General features: G+C 61.4%; 20 protein-coding genes. 15 read left to right on the forward strand and 5 right to left on the reverse strand.

Going from position 1 to position 19,765, the window contains the following annotated elements; genetic code table 11:
• Nucleotides 1–107 precede the first annotated feature (107 nt).
• From CGA22_RS21190 to araH, 3 genes are all read left to right on the forward strand, one after another.
• Entirely contained in the window at nucleotides 108–1,112 is a 1,005-nt protein-coding gene (locus CGA22_RS21190; RefSeq protein ID WP_041020456.1) for a substrate-binding domain-containing protein, read from the forward strand.
• 68 nt (nucleotides 1,113–1,180) lie between these two features.
• A complete protein-coding gene (gene araG, locus CGA22_RS21195) occupies nucleotides 1,181–2,725 on the forward strand; it encodes an L-arabinose ABC transporter ATP-binding protein AraG (RefSeq protein WP_041020455.1) in 1,545 nt (514 codons plus the stop codon).
• A 10-nt stretch (nucleotides 2,726–2,735) separates the two neighbouring features.
• The gene (araH, locus tag CGA22_RS21200; protein ID WP_041020454.1) at nucleotides 2,736–3,704 is read left to right on the forward strand and encodes an L-arabinose ABC transporter permease AraH; all 969 of its coding nucleotides are present in this window, start codon (nucleotides 2,736–2,738) and stop codon (nucleotides 3,702–3,704) included.
• 141 nt (nucleotides 3,705–3,845) lie between these two features.
• Here araH and CGA22_RS21205 read toward each other — a convergent pair whose 3' ends face one another.
• Both CGA22_RS21205 and CGA22_RS21210 read right to left on the reverse strand, forming a co-directional pair.
• Complete coding sequence (locus CGA22_RS21205; RefSeq protein WP_041020453.1) at nucleotides 3,846–4,226, reverse strand: Rho termination factor N-terminal domain-containing protein; 381 nt, start codon at nucleotides 4,224–4,226, stop codon at nucleotides 3,846–3,848.
• A 31-nt stretch (nucleotides 4,227–4,257) separates the two neighbouring features.
• Nucleotides 4,258–4,602 (reverse strand): hypothetical protein, encoded by a 345-nt coding sequence (locus CGA22_RS21210; RefSeq protein WP_041020452.1) that lies wholly within the window; start codon nucleotides 4,600–4,602, stop codon nucleotides 4,258–4,260.
• Nucleotides 4,603–4,778: 176 nt separating this feature from the next.
• Here CGA22_RS21210 and CGA22_RS21215 point away from each other — a divergent pair, with 176 nt between their 5' ends.
• Complete coding sequence (locus CGA22_RS21215) at nucleotides 4,779–5,261, forward strand: GNAT family N-acetyltransferase (protein WP_041020451.1); 483 nt, start codon at nucleotides 4,779–4,781, stop codon at nucleotides 5,259–5,261.
• 5 nt (nucleotides 5,262–5,266) lie between these two features.
• On the opposite strand, the gene CGA22_RS21220 is transcribed toward CGA22_RS21215, so the two are convergent.
• On the reverse strand, nucleotides 5,267–5,899 hold the full coding sequence (locus CGA22_RS21220; RefSeq protein ID WP_041020450.1) for a glutathione S-transferase family protein: 633 nt from the start codon (nucleotides 5,897–5,899) through the stop codon (nucleotides 5,267–5,269).
• A 188-nt stretch (nucleotides 5,900–6,087) separates the two neighbouring features.
• On the opposite strand from CGA22_RS21220, the gene CGA22_RS21225 reads away from it, so the two are divergent.
• The 5 genes from CGA22_RS21225 (at nucleotide 6,088) to CGA22_RS21245 (ending at nucleotide 11,260) form a co-directional block, all read left to right on the forward strand.
• Nucleotides 6,088–7,071: a 2-dehydro-3-deoxygalactonokinase gene (locus CGA22_RS21225; RefSeq protein WP_041020449.1), complete on the forward strand. Its 984-nt coding sequence runs from the start codon at nucleotides 6,088–6,090 to the stop codon at nucleotides 7,069–7,071.
• Between the two features lie 19 nt (nucleotides 7,072–7,090).
• A complete protein-coding gene (locus CGA22_RS21230; protein ID WP_041020448.1) occupies nucleotides 7,091–7,711 on the forward strand; it encodes a 2-dehydro-3-deoxy-6-phosphogalactonate aldolase in 621 nt (206 codons plus the stop codon).
• A gap of 48 nt (nucleotides 7,712–7,759) precedes the next feature.
• The gene (gene dgoD, locus CGA22_RS21235) at nucleotides 7,760–8,908 is read left to right on the forward strand and encodes a galactonate dehydratase (protein ID WP_041020447.1); all 1,149 of its coding nucleotides are present in this window, start codon (nucleotides 7,760–7,762) and stop codon (nucleotides 8,906–8,908) included.
• Between the two features lie 178 nt (nucleotides 8,909–9,086).
• Nucleotides 9,087–10,397, forward strand: coding sequence for an MFS transporter (locus CGA22_RS21240; protein ID WP_188258696.1), 1,311 nt, complete (start codon nucleotides 9,087–9,089; stop codon nucleotides 10,395–10,397).
• A gap of 59 nt (nucleotides 10,398–10,456) precedes the next feature.
• Nucleotides 10,457–11,260, forward strand: a complete 804-nt coding sequence (locus CGA22_RS21245) for an IclR family transcriptional regulator (protein WP_041023886.1) — start codon at nucleotides 10,457–10,459, stop codon at nucleotides 11,258–11,260.
• A 69-nt stretch (nucleotides 11,261–11,329) separates the two neighbouring features.
• Here CGA22_RS21245 and CGA22_RS21250 read toward each other — a convergent pair whose 3' ends face one another.
• Nucleotides 11,330–12,382: an NAD(P)-dependent alcohol dehydrogenase gene (locus tag CGA22_RS21250; RefSeq protein ID WP_041023885.1), complete on the reverse strand. Its 1,053-nt coding sequence runs from the start codon at nucleotides 12,380–12,382 to the stop codon at nucleotides 11,330–11,332.
• 178 nt (nucleotides 12,383–12,560) lie between these two features.
• On the opposite strand from CGA22_RS21250, the gene CGA22_RS21255 reads away from it, so the two are divergent.
• Nucleotides 12,561–13,451, forward strand: a complete 891-nt coding sequence (locus CGA22_RS21255) for an AraC family transcriptional regulator (RefSeq protein ID WP_041023884.1) — start codon at nucleotides 12,561–12,563, stop codon at nucleotides 13,449–13,451.
• Nucleotides 13,452–13,630: 179 nt separating this feature from the next.
• Here the strand turns inward: CGA22_RS21255 and CGA22_RS21260 are convergent, their stop codons facing one another.
• The gene (locus CGA22_RS21260; protein ID WP_041021841.1) at nucleotides 13,631–15,295 is read right to left on the reverse strand and encodes an electron transfer flavoprotein-ubiquinone oxidoreductase; all 1,665 of its coding nucleotides are present in this window, start codon (nucleotides 15,293–15,295) and stop codon (nucleotides 13,631–13,633) included.
• Between the two features lie 544 nt (nucleotides 15,296–15,839).
• Here CGA22_RS21260 and CGA22_RS21265 point away from each other — a divergent pair.
• The 5 genes from CGA22_RS21265 (at nucleotide 15,840) to CGA22_RS21285 (ending at nucleotide 19,659) form a co-directional block, all read left to right on the forward strand.
• Entirely contained in the window at nucleotides 15,840–16,589 is a 750-nt protein-coding gene (locus CGA22_RS21265) for an electron transfer flavoprotein subunit beta/FixA family protein (protein WP_024776877.1), read from the forward strand.
• A 2-nt stretch (nucleotides 16,590–16,591) separates the two neighbouring features.
• Nucleotides 16,592–17,521 carry an electron transfer flavoprotein subunit alpha/FixB family protein gene (locus tag CGA22_RS21270; protein ID WP_041021840.1) on the forward strand — a complete coding sequence of 310 codons (930 nt, stop codon included), beginning with the start codon at nucleotides 16,592–16,594 and terminating at the stop codon, nucleotides 17,519–17,521.
• 138 nt (nucleotides 17,522–17,659) lie between these two features.
• Nucleotides 17,660–18,484 carry a substrate-binding periplasmic protein gene (locus CGA22_RS21275; protein ID WP_041021839.1) on the forward strand — a complete coding sequence of 275 codons (825 nt, stop codon included), beginning with the start codon at nucleotides 17,660–17,662 and terminating at the stop codon, nucleotides 18,482–18,484.
• Nucleotides 18,485–18,493: 9 nt separating this feature from the next.
• Nucleotides 18,494–18,853, forward strand: coding sequence for a DUF4398 domain-containing protein (locus CGA22_RS21280; RefSeq protein ID WP_041021838.1), 360 nt, complete (start codon nucleotides 18,494–18,496; stop codon nucleotides 18,851–18,853).
• A complete protein-coding gene (locus CGA22_RS21285; protein WP_041021837.1) occupies nucleotides 18,850–19,659 on the forward strand; it encodes an OmpA family protein in 810 nt (269 codons plus the stop codon). The genes CGA22_RS21280 and CGA22_RS21285 overlap by 4 nt, the downstream gene beginning before the upstream one ends.
• Nucleotides 19,660–19,765 lie beyond the last annotated feature (106 nt).

The raw sequence follows: 19,765 nt of genomic DNA on the forward strand, positions 1-19,765 counted from the left end.
ATCTATGCTGTAGCAACTTGCTGTGACCGCCCAGCCTGCGCTTTACCACCGATGGTGGAGCAGACCCTGGACGTTTGGCTTTCAATAAAAAAAACAAGGAGTCAACTATGAATCATCGTCGTGGGATCCGTTCCCTGTGCCGCGTTGCCCTGGCAGTTGCCGCGGTTGGTCTCAGCAGTAGCTTGCTGGCGGCTGAAGAAGTGAAGATCGGTTTTCTGGTCAAGCAGGCCGAGGAGCCTTGGTTCCAGACCGAATGGGCGTTCGCCGAGAAGGCGGGCAAGGACAAGGGCTTCAAGGTCATCAAGATTGCCGTGCCCGATGGCGAGAAGACCCTCTCGGCCATCGACAGCCTCGCGGCCAACGGCGCCAAGGGCTTCGTGATCTGCCCGCCGGACGTGTCCCTGGGCCCGGCCATCATGGCCAAGGCCAAACTCAACGACATGAAAGTCATCGCTGTCGATGACCGTTTCGTCGATGCCAACGGCAAGTTCATGGAAGACGTGCCGTACCTTGGCATGGCCGCGTTCGAAGTGGGCCAGAAGCAGGGCACCGCCATGGCCGCTGAAGCCAAAAAACGTGGTTGGGACTGGAAAGAAACCTACGCGGTGATCAACACCTTCAACGAGTTGGACACCGGCAAGAAACGCACCGACGGTTCGATTGACGCCCTGAAGAAAGCCGGTATGCCGGACGATCACATCCTCACCACTGCGCTTAAGACCCTCGACGTACCGGGGAGTATGGACTCCACCAACTCCGCGCTGGTGAAACTGCCCAGCGGTGCGAAGAACCTGATCATCGGCGGCATGAACGACAACACTGTGCTGGGTGGCGTGCGCGCGACTGAAAGCGCCGGGTTCAAGGCAGACAACGTGATCGGGATCGGCATCAACGGCACCGACGCCATCGGCGAGCTGAAGAAGCCCCACAGCGGTTTCTTCGGTTCGATGCTGCCTAGCCCGCACATCGAAGGCTACAAGACTGCCGAGATGATGTTCGAGTGGGTTACCACCGGCAAGGAGCCACCGAAATACACCGCCATGGACGAAGTGACGCTGATCACTCGGGAGAACTTCAAGCAGGAGCTGGAAAAGATCGGCCTGTGGAATTGACGGCCGGTTGATTCAAAAGCGGCCCTGGTGTCTTGGGGCCGCTTGATCTCTGTGAGTTCGAGGTGGTTATGCAAGCGCAAACAGCGACACAGCAACACAACATCGGCGCCAGCTTGCGGTTCAATGGAATCGGCAAGGCCTTTCCTGGCGTGCAGGCGTTGGCCAATATCAGTTTTGTTGCCCATCCAGGCCAGGTTCATGCCTTGATGGGGGAAAACGGCGCGGGCAAGTCCACGTTGCTGAAGATTCTGGGTGGGGCCTATATCCCGAGCAGCGGCGAGCTGCAGATCGGCGAGCAGACGATGGCCTTCAAATGCACGGCCGACAGCATCGCCAGCGGCGTAGCGGTGATTCACCAGGAGCTGCATCTGGTGCCGGAAATGACGGTGGCCGAGAACCTGTTCCTGGGCCATCTGCCGGCCCGCTTCGGCCTGGTCAATCGCGGCGTGTTGCGCCAGCAGGCGTTGGCGCTGCTCAAGGGCCTGGCCGACGAAATCGATCCCCAGGAAAAAGTCGGGCGTCTGTCCCTCGGTCAGCGCCAACTGGTGGAAATCGCCAAGGCCCTGTCCCGGGGCGCCCATGTGATTGCTTTCGATGAACCCACCAGCAGCCTTTCTGCACGGGAAATCGACCGCTTGATGGCGATCATCGCCCGCCTGCGGGACGAGGGCAAAGTGGTGCTGTATGTGAGCCACCGCATGGAAGAAGTGTTCCGCATCTGTAACGCGGTGACGGTGTTCAAGGACGGCCGCTACGTGCGCACCTTCGACAATATGAGCGAGTTGACCCACGATCAGTTGGTCACCTGCATGGTCGGGCGCGATATCCAGGACATCTATGATTATCGCGCCCGTGAGCGCGGTGAAGTGGCGCTGCAGGTCGACCGCCTGCTCGGTCCAGGGCTGCGTGAACCGGTGAGTTTCCAGGTGCACAAAGGTGAAATCCTCGGCTTGTTCGGGCTGGTGGGAGCTGGACGCACCGAATTGCTGCGATTGCTCAGCGGCCTGGAACGCCAGACCGAAGGGAGCCTGGTCCTGCACGGCGAGGCGTTGAAACTGCGTTCGCCCCGGGATGCCATCGCCGCTGGCGTACTGCTCTGCCCGGAAGACCGCAAGAAGGAAGGCATCATGCCCCTGGCCAGCGTCGGCGAGAACATCAACATCAGCGCCCGCAGTGCCCATTCCACCCTCGGCTGCCTGTTGCGCGGCGATTGGGAAAAGGGCAATGCCGACAAGCAGATCAAGGCGTTGAAAGTGAAGACGCCGACGGCGGGGCAGAAAATCATGTTCCTGTCCGGCGGCAACCAGCAGAAGGCGATCCTCGGTCGCTGGCTGTCGATGCCGATGAAAGTCCTGTTGCTGGACGAGCCCACCCGCGGCATCGATATCGGTGCGAAGGCTGAGATCTACCAGATCATCCACAACCTGGCGGCCGAGGGCATCGCGGTGATTGTGGTATCCAGCGACCTGATGGAAGTGATGGGCATTTCCGACCGGATCCTGGTGCTGTGCGAAGGGGCCATGCGCGGCGAGCTGCCGCGTGCCGAGGCCAACGAATCCAACCTGCTGCAACTGGCGCTGCCACGCCAACGCGTTGCCGACGCGGCGAACTGAGAGGTAAATCATGACCATTCAAAACAATGCACTGCCAACGGCACGCAAACCCCTGGACATGCGTCGGTTCCTCGACGACTGGGTCATGCTGCTGGCGGCCATCGGCATCTTCGTGCTCTGCACGCTGTTGATCGACAACTTCCTGTCGCCGCTGAACATGCGAGGTCTGGGGCTGGCGATTTCCACCACCGGCATTGCCGCCTGCACCATGTTGTATTGCCTGGCATCCGGGCACTTCGACTTGTCGGTCGGCTCGGTGATCGCCTGCGCCGGCGTGGTCGCGGCAGTGGTGATGCGCGATACCAACAGCGTGTTCCTGGGTGTCAGCGCGGCACTGGTGATGGGGCTGATCGTGGGGCTGATCAACGGCATCGTCATTGCCAAGCTACGGGTCAATGCCTTGATCACCACGCTGGCGACCATGCAGATCGTTCGCGGCCTGGCCTATATCTTTGCCAATGGCAAGGCGGTGGGCGTGTCCCAGGAATCGTTCTTCGTGTACGGCAACGGCCAGTTGTTCGGCGTGCCGGTACCGATCCTGATCACCATCGTCTGCTTCCTGTTTTTCGGCTGGTTGCTGAACTACACCACCTATGGGCGCAACACCATGGCCATCGGTGGTAATCAGGAAGCCGCATTGCTGGCAGGGGTGAACGTCGACCGCACCAAGATCATCATCTTCGCCGTGCACGGCGTGATCGGCGCGTTGGCAGGTGTGATCCTGGCCTCGCGCATGACCTCCGGCCAACCGATGATCGGCCAGGGCTTCGAACTGACAGTGATCTCGGCCTGCGTGCTGGGCGGGGTATCGTTGAGCGGTGGTATCGGCATGATCCGTCACGTGATTGCCGGCGTGCTGATTCTGGCGATCATCGAAAACGCGATGAACCTGAAGAACATCGACACCTTCTACCAATACGTCATCCGTGGCTCGATCCTGCTGCTCGCGGTGGTCATCGACCGCATGAAACAGCGCTGAAACCTGCTTCGACCGGGCGGGTCCCATCGCGGGCAAGCCCGGCTCCCACAGGATTTTGTGTCTGTCGCGGAGCGCGTAGACGCCGCAGATTTCCTGTGGGAGCGAGCCTGCTCGCGATGGCGTCCGCCCTGACGCCGCCAATCAAGCAGCCTTGCGCAACGCCTCGATCAACTCCTGCTTGCGCATTTTCGAACGCCCGGGAATGTTTTTCGCCCGGGCTTCCTTCATCAGGCTGTCGACCGTCTGGGCTTCATGGGAAGCCTTGCTGCCACGGGGATGGCCTTCCCGGGTCTTGGCTGCACGACGGGCCGATTCCTTGCGGTCGGTTTTCTTTTCCGCGGCCGGTTTATGTTTCCCCGAACCGCCGGAGCGCTCGCCGCCGCCGGACTGTTTGTTCACCGTCGCCCAAGCGCGTTCCTCGGCCGTATCCTCGGACAGGCCTTTCTTCTCGTAGCTTTTTTCGATGTGTTCGGCCTTGCGCTTTTGCTCGGCGGTGTATTTGTCTTTGCTTCCACGAGGCATGGGATTTCCTCCTCAAGTGTGTGAGCAGAGGCTACTGGCTGGCGCCGCCTTCGGAGCCCGAACCACCGGTGGTGGTTTTCGAGCCCACGCCGGTTCCGGCGTTATCGGGCGCTGTAGAGTCCGGTGTGTTCATGCCGCCCTGACGGCCCATGTCATTACCCTGCACACGCGGATCGGTGCCAGTGGCGGGTGGCTGGCCATTGTTCAGGGTGCCGGCGCCGGTGCCGTCGGTGTTCAACTTGGGCATGCCCTGGGTGGCAGGCGAGTTGGGGGCCTCCACCGGGTCGGTCGGTCCGGTGCCCGAGGTGGACGCCGCGAAGGCCACCGAGGACAGCAGTGCGGCAAATGTGAACGCAGTCAGCCTTGAAGTGATCATGGTGTCGCCTCCATTTTTCAGATGCTTGCCTGATCTTGGGCCGCGCTGGATCGGCGTTGGTGCCTCGGGGGCGACGAATGGCGCTTTTGCCGGTGGATCATCATTTTGGATTGGCATGTGACGAGCGCTGCGTAGCGGCTTAGTATGAGGCTTTCCATTGGCTACAAGGCCTGTTCATGACGATCGAGATCCGTCCTGCGCAACCCAGCGATGCGCCTCAAATCCTTGCCTTCATCACCGAGCTGGCCGACTACGAGAAGGCCCGTCACGAAGTCATCGCCAGTGTGGCCGACATCGAGCGCAGCCTGTTCAGCGAAGGCGCGACCGCCCACGGGCTGATCTGCTTGCGCGATGGCGTGCCGATTGGTTTCGCGGTGTTTTTCTTCAGTTACTCCACCTGGTTGGGCAGCAATTGCCTGTATCTGGAAGACCTGTACATCACGCCCGAGCAGCGTGGTGGCGGGGCGGGCAAGACGTTGTTGCGTCATCTGGCCAAGGTTGCCTGCGACAACGATTGCGGTCGTTTCGAATGGAGCGTCCTGGACTGGAACACGCCGGCGATCGAGTTCTACAAATCCCTCGGCGCGCAACCCCAGGAAGAATGGGTGCGCTACCGGATGGACGGTAAGGTGCTACGGGATTTCGCCCAAGGCAACTGAATGGCTCAGGCGTGGTCGGCGGAGGCCCATTCGGCAAATCCGGGCCGCTGTTCCAGACGCTTGCAATACGCCGCCACGGCCGGATAGTCCGGCCGTTCCATCGGCGTCTGGCGCCAGCGGTGCACAGACAGGCCGATGAGCACGTCTGCCAGGGAGAAATCCGCACCGGCAACGTAAGCGCCGGTGCGATTCAACTGCTGCTCCAGCAACCCCATCTTCTCGTTCCAGCCTTTGATGCCGGCGGCGATGGATTGGGGGTCCTGCATACTCGGATTCTTGCGCACCAGCGCGTGAAACGCGTAACCCCATGACGGGTTGAGTTCCGTCGCCTGCCAATCCATCCACTGCTCGATCCGGGCCCTGGCCGCCGGCTCGACCGGCAGCAGGTCGCTGGCGCCATGCTTGCCCACCAAATAACGGCAGATGGTATTCGACTCCCAGAGCACACCGTTCTCATCGATGATCACCGGTACCTGGGCATTGGGGTTAAGCGCCAGGAACGCAGGATCGTGGGTTGAGTTGAAGCCGATGCCCCAATCTTCGCGCTCGTAGGGAATGTCCAATTCCCGGCAAGTCCAAAGCACTTTCCTGACGTTGATCGAGGAAGTGCGACCGAGGATTTTCAGCAGTTGTGCCATGTCGTTGTCCCTGAGAGTTAAGGCATCCGGACAGGAAACGTAGCAGGGTCGTGGGTGGTTGGCGATGGTTTCAAATGGTTTTGCGGTAATCCCAATATATGGGAGTGATATTTATATATTGAGATTTTGTCCCGCCCAGGTTTATAGTCCGTGCCACTCACTGCCAAAAAACAGAACAGGTGAAGCGGATGCAGGCGCAATTGATCGCGCTCGATTGGGGGACAACCTCACTACGGGCTTACAAACTCGCCGCGGGAGGCGAGGTGCTCGAACAGCGCTCGCTGTCGTCGGGGATCATGCAGTTGCCCTCCGGGCCGCGGACCGTGGCCGGTCGGGAATGCACCGACGGTTTCGAGCTGGCGTTCGACGAGGCCTGCGGTGATTGGCTGGATGCGCAGCCGGACCTGCCCGTCATTGCCTGCGGCATGGTCGGCAGCGCCCAGGGTTGGTGCGAAGCGCCTTACTGCGACACACCGGCGAACGTCGCCAATCTCGGACATTCCCTACAAACCGTTCGGAGCCTTCGCGGTGTCGATGTGCACATCGTGCCAGGGGTGATCCAGCGCTCGCGGTTGCCCAATGTGATGCGCGGCGAAGAAACCCAGGTACTCGGCGCCTTGCACAGCTTGCCGAACGAAGCGGTGCTGATCGGCTTGCCCGGCAGCCACTCGAAATGGGTGGAAGTGGCCGACGGCTGCATCGTGCATTTCGACACCTTCATGACCGGCGAAATCTTCGCCGTGCTCAGCGACCACAGCATTCTCGGCCGAACCCAACAGCGCGGTACCGCGTTCGACGGCGTGGCCTTCGACCGGGGTGTGCAGGTGGCGCTGTCGACGGACGGACAGGTCGGCCCGCTGTCCACCGTGTTCAGCGCTCGCAGCCTGGGGCTGACCGGTGAACTCGGCGCGAGCGCCCAAGCCGACTATCTCTCTGGCTTGTTGATTGGCCACGAGCTGACGGCACTGGCCGCCGCACAACGCCATCGGCGCAACAGCGTGCACTTGCCGGCGGTGGTCTTGATCGGCAATTCCCAACTCTGCGCCCGTTATCAACGGGCCCTCGACGCCTGCGGCTTTGCCCGGGTGACCCTGGCCGAACAGGCCACCGAACGAGGTTTGTGGCAACTGGCTGTGGCGGCCGGGCTGCTCGAATCCAGCGCATCGCGTTAAACCTGACTGGAGGTCTGACATGCTCACACAAGCACTGGCGCACAACGGGCTGATCGCGATCCTGCGCGGTCTGCGTCCCGAAGAGGCGGCAGCCATCGGCGAAGTCCTGTACAGCGCCGGATTTCGCGTCATCGAGGTACCGCTCAATTCCCCAGAGCCGTACGAAAGTATCCGTATCCTGCGCGATACCTTGCCCGCCGACTGCCTGATCGGCGCCGGCACCGTGCTGACGCCGGAGCAGGTGGAGCAGGTCAAAGCCGCCGGCGGCCAGGTGATCGTCATGCCCCACAGCGATCCGAAGGTGTTGCGGGCGGCGAAAGCAGCGGGACTCTACCTCTCGCCCGGCGTCGCCACGCCGACCGAGGCATTTGCCGCGCTGGCCGAAGGCGCCCATGTGTTGAAACTGTTTCCTGCCGAGCAAATGGGCCCGGCGGTGGTCAAGGCCTGGCTCGCGGTGTTGCCGGCCGGGACCGTGCTGGTGCCGGTGGGTGGGATCACGCCGGACAACATGGCGGTGTTCCTCGAAGCGGGCGTCAAGGGGTTCGGCCTGGGCTCCGGGCTGTTCAAGCCAGGCCTGACGGCTGACGAAGTCGCGGTGCGCGCCAAGGCTTACGTGGCCGCGTGGAATGCCTTGAACTGAAGACTTTTCCAGCGCCCGTGCGCTGCATCTGACAAGAGAGACAACAAGATGAAAATCACCAAACTGACCACCTTCATCGTTCCGCCGCGCTGGTGCTTCCTCAAGGTCGAAACCGACGAGGGCGTGACGGGCTGGGGCGAGCCGGTGGTCGAGGGCCGTGCCCATACGGTGGCGGCCGCCGTCGAGGAATTGTCCGACTACCTGATCGGCAAAGACCCACGCAACATCGAAGACATCTGGACCGTGCTGTATCGCGGCGGCTTCTATCGCGGTGGCGCTGTGCACATGAGCGCCCTGGCCGGTATCGACCAGGCGCTGTGGGACATCAAGGGCAAGGCCCTGGGCGTATCGGTCAGTGACCTGCTGGGCGGTCAGGTGCGCGACAAGATTCGTGTCTACTCCTGGATCGGCGGCGACCGGCCGGCGGACACCGCTCGCGCAGCGAAAGAAGCCGTAGGGCGGGGCTTCACGGCAGTGAAAATGAACGGCACTGAAGAGCTGCAGTTTCTCGATACTTTCGAAAAAGTCGACCTGGCCCTCGCCAATGTGGCAGCGGTGCGGGATGCGGTGGGGCCGAACGTCGGCATCGGCGTGGACTTCCACGGCCGGGTCCACAAGCCAATGGCCAAGGTCCTGATGAAGGAACTCGACCCGTACAAACTGATGTTCATCGAAGAACCGGTGCTCAGCGAAAACTACGAAGCCCTCAAGGAACTGGCGCCGCTGACCAGCACCCCGATTGCGCTGGGTGAGCGGCTGTTCTCCCGCTGGGATTTCAAGCGGGTGCTCAGCGAAGGCTACGTGGACATCATCCAGCCGGATGCGTCCCACGCCGGAGGCATCACCGAAACCCGCAAGATCGCCAACATGGCCGAGGCCTACGACGTGGCGCTGGCGCTGCACTGCCCGCTGGGCCCGATCGCCCTGGCGGCGTGCCTGCAACTGGATGCGGCTTGCTACAACGCGTTCATCCAGGAGCAGAGCCTGGGCATCCACTACAACGAGAGCAACGACCTGTTGGATTACGTCAAGGATGCGCGGGTGTTCGACTACGACCAAGGCTTCGTGAAGATCCCCAACGGCCCGGGCCTGGGCATCGAGATCAACGAGGAGTACGTCATCGAACGCGCCGCCGTCGGCCACCGCTGGCGCAACCCGATCTGGCGCCATGCCGATGGCAGTTTTGCCGAGTGGTGATTGAGGCCTGATCGCACTGTGCAAGCCATGGAATGCTGTGGGAGCAAGGCTTGCCCGCGATGAACGATGACGCGGTCCGACTGCAAAACGCATCGTCTGCGTCGCGGGCAAGCCTTGCTCCCACAGGGGCTTCCTTCACCTTTGCCACATTCGACAAATATAAAAAGAGGCACCTCACATGCAAGCGCACACCCTGAGCGCGCAGGCGTCGTCGGTGACGCCCAGCCGCAAGCGTTTTTTCATCATGGTTTTGCTGTTCATCACCGTGGTCATCAACTACCTGGACCGCAGCAACCTGTCGATTGCCGCCCCCGCGCTGACCAGTGAGCTGGGCATCGATCCGATCCATGTCGGGCTGATCTTCTCGGCGTTCGGCTGGACCTACGCGGCCATGCAGATCCCCGGCGGCTGGCTGGTGGACCGCGTGCCGCCGCGGATTCTGTACAGCGTCGCATTGCTGTTGTGGTCGCTGGCCACGGTGATGCTCGGTTTCGCCGCCAGCTTCATCGCCCTGTTCGTGCTGCGCATGGCGGTTGGGGCCCTGGAGGCGCCGGCCTATCCCATCAACAGCCGCGTGGTCACCACCTGGTTCCCCGAGCGCGAGCGGGCCACGGCCATTGGGTTCTACACCTCCGGACAGTTCGTTGGCCTGGCTTTCCTGACGCCGGTGCTGGCCTGGCTGCAGCACACGTTCGGCTGGCACATGGTGTTCGTGGTGACCGGTGCGGTGGGCATTATCTGGGCGGCGATCTGGTACGCGGTGTATCGCGAACCGCGGGATTTCAAGGGCGCCAACGCTGCAGAAATCGACTTGATTCGCGAGGGCGGCGCCCTGGTGGACATCCAGGCCGAGACGGCCAAGGCCAAGGTGAAGTTCAGCTGGACCGACCTGGGCATCGTCCTGACCCGTCGCAAGCTGTGGGGCATCTACCTGGGCCAGTTCTGCCTGAACTCCACGCTGTGGTTTTTCCTGACATGGTTCCCGACCTACCTGGTGAAATATCGCGGCATGGACTTCATCAAGTCTGGCCTGCTGGCGTCGTTGCCCTTTCTTGCGGCGTTTGTCGGCGTGTTGTGTTCCGGTTTCTTTTCCGACTGGCTGATCCGTCGCGGCGCCACGGTCGGGTTCGCCCGCAAGTTGCCGATCATTGGCGGGTTGTTGATCTCGACCTCGATCATTGGCGCCAACTTCGTTGAGTCGACACCGCTGGTGATCGCGTTTCTGGCGTTGGCGTTCTTCGGCAATGGCCTGGCGTCGATCACCTGGTCGCTGGTGTCGACCCTGGCGCCGGCGCGACTGCTCGGGCTGACGGGTGGGGTGTTCAACTTCATCGGCAACCTGGCGGCCATTGCCACGCCGATTGTCATTGGTTTCCTCGCCAGCGGCGATTCGTTTGCCCCGGCCATTACCTATATCGCCGTGCTGGCGCTGGTGGGCGCGTTGTCCTACATCCTGCTGGTCGGGAAGGTCGAGCGCATCGAGTTGTAGTCCGACGGGGCGGGCGACCATAATGCCGCCCGTTCCCCGCTCACTGTTGAAGGCCGGCTATGCAGCAAGACGATCCAAAAATCACCAAGGACGCAGCGCCTACAGGCACCCAGACATTGCTGCGCGGCCTGGGTGTGGTTCAGGCGGTCGCCAGCGGTGCCCGTGATCTGAAGGAAATCGCCCGGCTGATCGGCACGACCCGCAGCACCACCCATCGCCTGGCCAGTTGCCTGGTGGACGAGCGCTACCTGCGCGTGGTGCCCCAGGTGGGTTACCTGTTGGGGCCGAAGTTGATCGAACTGGGTTTCCAGGCCAGGGAAGAGCTGCCGCTGGTGAGCCTGGCGGGACCGTACCTGGATGAGTTGTCGGCGTTGACCGGCGACACCGTTCACCTGGCGATTCGCGAGGGGGACGAGGTTCTGTACCTGCTGAAGAATCCGGGGCGCAATGGCCCGGAAATGCGTTCGCGGGTGGGCCATCGCATGCCGTTGGCGCGCACGGGGATTGGCAAGGCGCTGATGCTCGATGATCCCGAGGACAATTGGCGGCGGTTGTACGAAATCAGTCTGCCGGCCGCTGGGAAAAATCAATTCTGGCCGCAGCACCAGGAGCAATCCTGGGAACAGTTCCAGCAGCGGATGGTGGAGTATGTGGCGGGAGGCTATGCCTTCGACCTGGAGGACAACGAACCGTCGATCCGTTGCGTGGCGGCGCCGATCCGGGACGCTGGCAAGCGGATTGTCGCCGGTATCAGCATCGCCAGCACCGTACCGTATATGCCGTTGGAAAAAATGGCCGAGCTGATTCCCCTGGTCAAAGGGGTCACGGCCCGGCTGTCGGCGGAGCTGGGTGCCAAGGTCTGATGAGTGGCCTGTGTGGCTAATTCATGCACTCAACTTCGAGTGCCCGAATTAACCATACAGGCCACTGCGTCAGGCCTTGAGCGTCGCCATGTCGATGACAAAGCGGTATTTCACGTCTCCGGCGATCATGCGGCTGTAGGCCTCGTTGATCTGACGGATGTCGAGCATTTCAACGTCGCAGCTGATGTTGTGCTCGGCGCAGAAATCCAGCACCTCCTGGGTCTCGGCAATGCCACCGATCAACGAGCCGGCCAATACGCGACGACCCATGATCAAGTTGGCGGCATGGACCGGCGGGTCGATCGGTTCGACCAGGCCCACCAGGATGTGTACGCCGTCGAAACGCAATGTCCCCAGGTAAGGATTGAGGTCGTGCTGTACCGGAATCGTGTCCAACAGGAAGTGGAAGCGTCCGGCGGCAGCGGCCATCTGCTCGGCGTCGGTGGACACGATCACATGATCGGCACCCTGGCGACGGGCTTCTTCCGCCTTGCTCGCCGAGCGGGTGAACAACGTCACTTCGGCACCCATGGCCTTGGCGAACTTGATGCCCATGTGGCCGAGACCACCCATGCCGAGCACGCCGACCCTGTCGCCGGCCTTCACGCCATAGTGCTTGAGGGGGGAGTAGGTGGTGATGCCGGCGCAGAGAATCGGTGCAGCGCTGGCCGGGTCGAGTGCGGCGGGGATACGCAACACGAAATGCTCGTTGACCACGATGCTGTCGGAGTAGCCCCCCATGGTATGGCCGCCGCTGATACGGTCCGGGCTGGCATAGGTCTGGGTCATGCCCTGGTAGCAGTATTGCTCCAGGTCAGCATGGCAGGCTTCGCACTCGCGGCAGGAGTCGACCATGCAGCCGACACCCACCAAGTCGCCGATCTTATAGCGGGTGACATTTGCACCGACGGCGGTCACCTTGCCTACGATCTCGTGGCCGGGCATCAGCGGGTAGACAGCGATGCCCCATTCGTTGCGAGCCTGGTGGATATCGGAGTGGCAGACGCCACAGTAGAGGATGTCGATTGCCACGTCGTCGGCCTGCGGGCTGCGCCGCTCGAACTTCATGGGGGCGAGGGGCGCGGTGGGCGATTGAGCGGCGTATCCGATGGCAGTGTACATAGTGAACCTCGCTAAGCAATGAACAGTCAGGCGATCTATTCTGGGAGCCATGGCGGCATCCCGCGATGGCGATTCCTACGGGTGTCATGCCTAATCCTCCGACCTTGGCCGTAGATTGATCCTATGGAGCGCCAGACCTGCGATGATGTTCCCATCCCTTTTTCCGTGAAGTTTTCCCATGTTGCTGACCCGCTATCTCGATGCCAACGCGGCGCTGGTTTCGCTGATCGAACCCCTGGCGACCCGTGACGGCTTTATCCCTACACAGTTGCCTGGCGTGCAAGTGCTGCGATGCAGCCAAGACATCGCCCGTGGCCCGCAGCTCTACGAGCCGAGCCTGGTGATCATCGCCCAGGGCAGCAAACTGGCTTACCTGGGACCGCGCACGCTGGAATACGGCGCCGGGCACTACCTGATCCAGGCGCTGCCGGTGCCGTTCGAGTGCGAAACCTACGCCATGCCCGATGCTCCGCTGCTCGGGATTTCCGTTGCGATCGATCGAGCGCTGTTGGGCGAGCTGGTGTTGGCCATGGGGTTGATGCCGGGGCGAAGCCTCGCGGCCCAGACGCCGGAGTCCATGACCAGCGCCGTGCTCGATGGCGCCATGCGCGGATGCGTCGAGCGTCTGTTGCAATGCTTGCACGACCCACTGGAATGCCAGGTCATGGGCCAGGCGCGGTTGCGGGAGTTGCTCTTCGCGGCGTTGCGCGGGCCCCAGGCCGATGTGTTGCGGGCGTTGGTGGAGCAGCAAGGGCAGTTCGCCCGGATCGCTGCCGCATTGAGCCATTTGCACGCGCACTTCACCGAGCCGCTGAACGTCGAGACGCTGGCCAACTGCGCGAACATGAGCGCCTCGACTTTTCATGAACATTTCAAGCGCAGCACCTTGCTGTCGCCGGTGCAGTACCTCAAGCGATTGCGCCTGCTCAAGGCGCAGCGGTTGTTGCTCAGCGAGGGCATGGGCGTGGCCCAGGTCGCACATCAGGTCGGCTACCAGAGCTCGTCGCAGTTCAGCCGGGAGTACAAGCGTTACTTCGAGCGCAATCCTGGAGAGGAACGCGCCGCCTGAACCGCAGCAGATCCCTGTCGGAGCGAGCCTGCTCGCGATAGCGGTGTGTCAGCCAGTAAAAATGCGACAGGTGAACCGCTATCGCGAGCAGGCTCGCTCCCACAGGGTATCGGCGCTCCATTAATCGCAGGCAACAAAAAGGCCCCCATTGCGGGAGCCTTGATGTTCAGCGAATCGGCTTACATGTTCGGGTAAGTCGGCCCGCCGGCGCCTTCCGGCGAGACCCAGGTGATGTTCTGGGCGGGATCCTTGATGTCGCAGGTCTTGCAGTGCACGCAGTTCTGGGCGTTGATCTGGAAGCGCTTCTCGCCGTCTTCCTTGGTCACCACCTCATACACACCGGCCGGGCAGTAACGTTGGGCCGGTTCGTCGTACAGCGGCAGGTTCTTGCTGATCGGGATGCTCGGGTCGGTCAGCTTCAGGTGGCAGGGTTGTTCTTCTTCATGGTTGGTTCCGGAGATGAACACCGAGCTGAGTTTGTCGAAGCTGATCTTGCCGTCCGGTTTCGGGTAGTCGATCTTCTTGCAATCGGCCGCCAGCTTCAGGCAAGCGTAGTCGGGCTTGTTGTCGTGCAGGGTGAACGGCAGCTTGCCGCCGAAGATGTTCTGGTCGAGCCAGTTGAAGCCGCCACCGACGATTGCGCCGTATTTATGGATCGCTGCGCCGAAATTGCGGCTGGCGAACAGCTCTTCGTACAGCCAGCTGTTCTTGAAGCTGTCAACGTAAGCGGTCAGTTCATCACCGCCTTCGGATTCGGCGAACAGGCGATCGGCCACGGCATCGGCGGCGAGCATGCCGGATTTCATGGCAGTGTGGCTGCCCTTGATCTTGGCGAAGTTCAGCGTACCGAGGTCGCAACCGATCAGCGCGCCGCCCTTGAAGACCATTTTCGGCAGCGAGTTCAAGCCGCCCTTGCAGATGGCTCGGGCGCCATAGCTGACGCGCTTGCCGCCTTCCAGGTACTGCTTGAGCACCGGGTGATGCTTGAGGCGCTGGAACTCGTCGAATGGCGACAGGTAGGTGTTGCTGTAGGACAGGTCGACGATCAGACCTACCACCACCTGGTTGTTTTCCAGGTGGTAGAGGAAGGAACCACCGGTGTTCTCGGTGCCCATGATATCCAGCGGCCAGCCGGCGGTGTGCACCACCAGGCCAGGCTGATGTTTGGCCGGGTCGATTTCCCAGATTTCCTTCAAGCCGATGCCGTAGTGCTGGGCGTCGGCGTCGCTGTCCAGGTTGAAGCGCTTGATCAGTTGCTTGCCGATATGGCCACGGCAGCCTTCGGCGAACAGCGTGTACTTGCCGCGCAGTTCCATGCCCGGTGTGTAAAGGCCTTCTTTCGGGTGGCCTTCACGGTCGACACCCAGATCGCCGGTGATGATCCCGCGAACCACGCCGTTTTCGTCGAACAGCGCTTCCTGGGCGGCGAAGCCCGGATAGATTTCCACGCCCAGGTTCTCGGCCTGCTGGGCCAGCCAGCGGCAAAGATTGCCGAGGGAAATAATATAGTTGCCTTCGTTGTGCATGGTCTTGGGCACGAAGAAGTCAGGGATTTTGTTCGCAGTCTCGGCGTTTCTCAGGACATAAATGTCATCGCGCTTGACTGGCGTGTTCAGCGGGGCGCCGAGTTCTTTCCAGTCCGGGAACAGTTCATTCAGGGCGCGGGGTTCGAACACCGCGCCGGAAAGGATGTGCGCACCCACTTCGGAGCCTTTTTCCACCACGCAGACGCTGATTTCCTTACCGGCTTCGGCGGCCTTCTGCTTCAGGCGGCAGGCGGCAGACAGGCCAGCGGGGCCGGCACCGACGATGACGACGTCGAATTCCATGTATTCGCGTTCCACAGGCTATCTCCTACTCTCAAGGCTCACGGTTTTTCTAATTGGAGGTTGGGCGTTGCATCCATTGTTTCCTTTGGGAAAACGATAAAAGCGACAATGGATGACTCGCGGTTCTCTCTTGGCGGCGCATTATATCTACACCACTCTCAGGGTCCAATACAAACGTTTGTTTGAAATAGCCGCAGCCCAGATAAATCACCGACGTGCGGCTTATGACTGGCCATTTTGCCGTATTGACCGGAATAGGCGTTCCGGTCAAGATACGGGCGGTTTTGCGCTCGCCGTAGGCTGACTGTTGGTTTCAAGAGCACCTCTAAAGACAGGGCGAAGGCAGCACAAAGTGACATATTGCGTGTTCGGACGCGCAGTTTACACGCCGCGATATTGAATGACTCATCGGTCACCCTCGACGAATGGTCTTCACTCCCGTGAGCAAGGTCATGTGTGGTTCATGCCGGCGTTTTTAGAGGTGCCCTTGCGCCCATGAGCATCAACCGCCAGGTTCGCCTAGGCGACTTTCTTTTCACCGGAGAGTAACGAGGAATCCATGAAGGTTCTTGTAGCTGTCAAACGAGTGGTCGACTATAACGTCAAGGTTCGCGTCAAGGCGGACAACTCCGGCGTCGACCTCGCCAACGTCAAGATGTCGATGAACCCTTTCTGCGAAATCGCCGTGGAAGAAGCCGTACGCCTGAAAGAAAAAGGCGTGGCGACTGAGATCGTCGTCGTCTCTATCGGCCCGACCACCGCCCAGGAGCAACTGCGCACTGCGCTGGCGCTGGGTGCCGATCGCGCCATTCTCGTCGAATCCGCCGAAGAGCTGACTTCCCTGGCCGTGGCCAAGCTGCTCAAGGCCGTTGTCGACAAGGAGCAGCCACAGCTGGTGATCCTTGGCAAACAAGCCATCGACAGCGACAACAACCAGACCGGCCAGATGCTTGCCGCATTGAGCGGCTACGGTCAGGGCACCTTCGCGTCGAAAGTCGAAGTGTCCGGCGACAGCGTTGCCGTGACCCGGGAAATCGACGGCGGCGCGCAGACCGTTTCCCTGAAACTGCCGGCCATCGTCACCACCGACCTGCGTTTGAACGAGCCGCGCTATGCGTCTCTGCCAAACATCATGAAAGCCAAGAAGAAGCCGCTTGAAGTGCTGACTCCTGACGCTTTGGGCGTTTCCACCGCCTCCACCAACAAGACCCTGAAAGTCGAAGCGCCGGCTGCACGCAGCGCGGGCATCAAGGTCAAGTCGGTGGCTGAACTGGTCGAGAAACTGAAAAACGAAGCGAAGGTAATCTGAACATGACTATCTTGGTAATCGCCGAACACGACAACAAGGCGCTGGCTCCGGCCACGCTGAACACCGTTGCTGCCGCTGCCAAAATTGGCGGCGATATCCACGTTCTGGTTGCAGGCCAGGGCGCTGGCGCCGTGGCTGAAGCCGCCGCGAAAATCGCCGGCGTGGCAAAAGTGCTGTCGGCCGACAACGCCGCCTATGCGCACCAGTTGCCGGAAAACGTTGCGCCACTGGTCGCCGAGCTGGGCAAGGGCTACAGCCACATCCTGGCCGCCGCCACGTCCAACGGCAAGAACATCCTGCCGCGCGTTGCCGCTGCCCTGGATGTCGACCAGATCTCCGAGATCATCTCGGTGGAAAGTGCCGACACCTTCCAGCGTCCGATCTATGCCGGTAACGCCATTGCCACCGTGCAGTCGAGCGCTTCGGTCAAGGTCATCACCGTGCGCGCCACCGGTTTCGACCCGGTTGCGGCCGAAGGTGGCTCGGCCGCCGTCGAAGCCGTAGGCGCTGCCCACGACGCCGGCATTTCCAGCTTCGTCAACGAAGAACTGGCCAAGTCCGATCGTCCTGAACTGACTGCTGCCAAGATCGTCGTTTCCGGCGGCCGCGGCATGCAGAACGGTGACAACTTCAAGCACCTGTACGCCCTGGCCGACAAGCTGGGCGCCGCCGTCGGCGCTTCCCGCGCAGCGGTCGACGCAGGTTTCGTACCCAACGACATGCAGGTCGGCCAGACCGGCAAGATCGTTGCGCCACAGCTGTACATCGCCGTCGGTATCTCCGGCGCGATCCAGCACTTGGCGGGTATGAAGGACTCCAAGGTGATCGTTGCGATCAACAAGGACGAAGAAGCACCGATCTTCCAGGTGGCCGATTACGGCCTGGTGGCGGATCTGTTCGAAGCGGTCCCTGAGTTGGAGAAGCTGGTCTAATCCGGCCTCTTCACTTATAAAGAGCCCGGCTTTGACCGTAGTGCTGTTCATTTAAGGTGGATCTGAATCCTTGAATGAGCGCAATACGGTCCTGGCCGGGCTTTTTATTGTCTGCATTTTCAAGGGGAGCGTAACGCCATGGATCTTCGCCATTGGGCAGGCTGGTCGTTGCTGTGGGCGCTGGCGGGGGTGCCGGGCCTGTCTGTCGCGGCCGGCAAGTGCGAGCGGCTGATCGCCACCGGCAGCCCGGATGCGCCGCCTTATCTCTGGCAAGACCCTCAGGATCCCAAGCACTTGATTGGTGCCAGTGCCGACCTGCTGACCCAGGTGGCGGGAGAGTTGGGCATCAAGGTCGACGTGCTCTATGCCGGCAAGCGCGCCCAGGCTCTGGACGAGGTGCGCAGCGGGCGCATGGATCTGCTCGCCGATGCCCCGCTGACGCCGACCGGGCTTGATTTCCTGGACTACGTTCATCCTCCCGTGCTGGAAAACGATTATCTGGTCTGGACCCGCAAGGACTCTCCACTGGTCGTCAATCGGCCCGAGGATCTACAGGGTCATCCCGGTGCCTTGTCGGAAAAGGCCCGTATGACCCAGGCATTTGGCCTCTTTGCCGAGCAGAAATTAACCCTGGTCCGCACCTCCAACCTGACCCAGGCCTTTCAGAAATTGCTGCTGGGGGAGGTGGAATATGTCCTCGCCGGGCGCTATTCGGGCCTGGCAATGGCGCAGACACTGGGCATGGCGAATGATCTGCAAGCGGCTGCGCAACCGGTGGATAAGCCGGGGCTGTTCCTCGCGGTTTCCCATGACTCTGCCTGCAACGACCCATGGTTGCGCGGACAGCTGGCGCAAAAGATGACAGAATTGGCCGCGTCCGGCCTGACGGAGGCTGTGTTGCAGCGCAATCTCGAACGTTGGAACACACAGTTGCAGCCACCTGTCGGTGCCCCAAAACAGTAGGGAACATTAGTGACTATTCGACCTCTTTTCGCTGCCCTGGCCGTTCTGGCTCTGGCGGGCTGCGCAGCCGATCCGGCGCCGAATGAACAGATCCGCCTGACTGAACAGGCACTGGAGCAAGCCCGGGCGGTGGGTGCCACTGCCGATGAAGTGCCGGAACTGAAACTCGCCGAAGACAAGTTCGCCCGGGCCAAATCCAACATGGCCGACGCGTCGTACAAGAAGGCGCGCATGCGTGCCGAGCAGGCCGAGCTGGACGCACGTCTGGCCGAAGCGAAGGTGCTGACCCTCAAGAGCCAGGAGCAACTGAACGTGCTCGACACCCGCATCAAGCGCCTGCGCAAACAACTGAGGGAGGATGCCCAATGAAGCACTCCCATGTGTTTGGTGGTTTGATCCTGGCGGGCCTGGCCAGCTTGTACGGCTGCGCGGGTCAACGCAGTGAAGCGGCATTGGAAAAAGCCAGCACTGATTTCCAGAAGGTGAAGGAAGACGCCAACGTCTTGCGCGCAGCACCCAGGGACGTGATTCGCGCCGGTGAGTCGCTGGCTCGGGCCGATCGCCTGTCCAGTTACTGGGGCAGCGGTGAGGATGTATTGCATTACGCCTACCTCAGCCAGCGCTACAGTGAAATCGCCCGGGAACACAGTAACCAGGTGCTCAACGAAGAGCGTGCGGCGAAGCTCGAACTGGAGCGCCAGCGTCTGCAGTTGGCCCTGCGCGAATCCAAGTTGCTCAGTGTCCAGCAGCAGGGCAAATGGCTAGAAGAGCAGATCATGGAGATGACCACCACCCAGACCGATCGGGGCCTGGTGATGACCCTCGGTGATGTGCTGTTCGACACCGGCGAGGCTGAATTGAAGAACTCGGCTAACCGGGTCGTGCTCAAGATCGTGCAGTTCCTGCAGCTCAATCCCAAGCGAGTGGTGCGCATCGAAGGCTATACCGACAGCACCGGTGGCAAGCAGGAAAACCTCAAGCTGTCCCGGGACCGCGCACAGGCGGTAGCGGACGTGCTGGTGGACCTGGGGATTGATGACAAGCGCATCCAGGTTGAAGGCTATGGCGACGAGTTCCCGGTGGACGTCAACGCCACCGAGCGTGGCCGGGCGCAAAACCGTCGGGTTGAAATCGTGTTCTCCGACGAGAAGGGCCAGCTGGGCGCTGCTCGTTAAGAACTGCGTCACTGGAAAACCCGGCCTCTCAGGAGCGCCGGGTTTTTTTGTCCTTGTGGTTCATACAATCGCGCACAGTTTGGGCTGTCACTGCACTGTACGGTCG

This window comes from Pseudomonas sp. PSB18 (genome assembly GCF_014596565.1).
In the GTDB taxonomy this organism is placed as follows: Bacteria; Pseudomonadota; Gammaproteobacteria; order Pseudomonadales; family Pseudomonadaceae; genus Aquipseudomonas.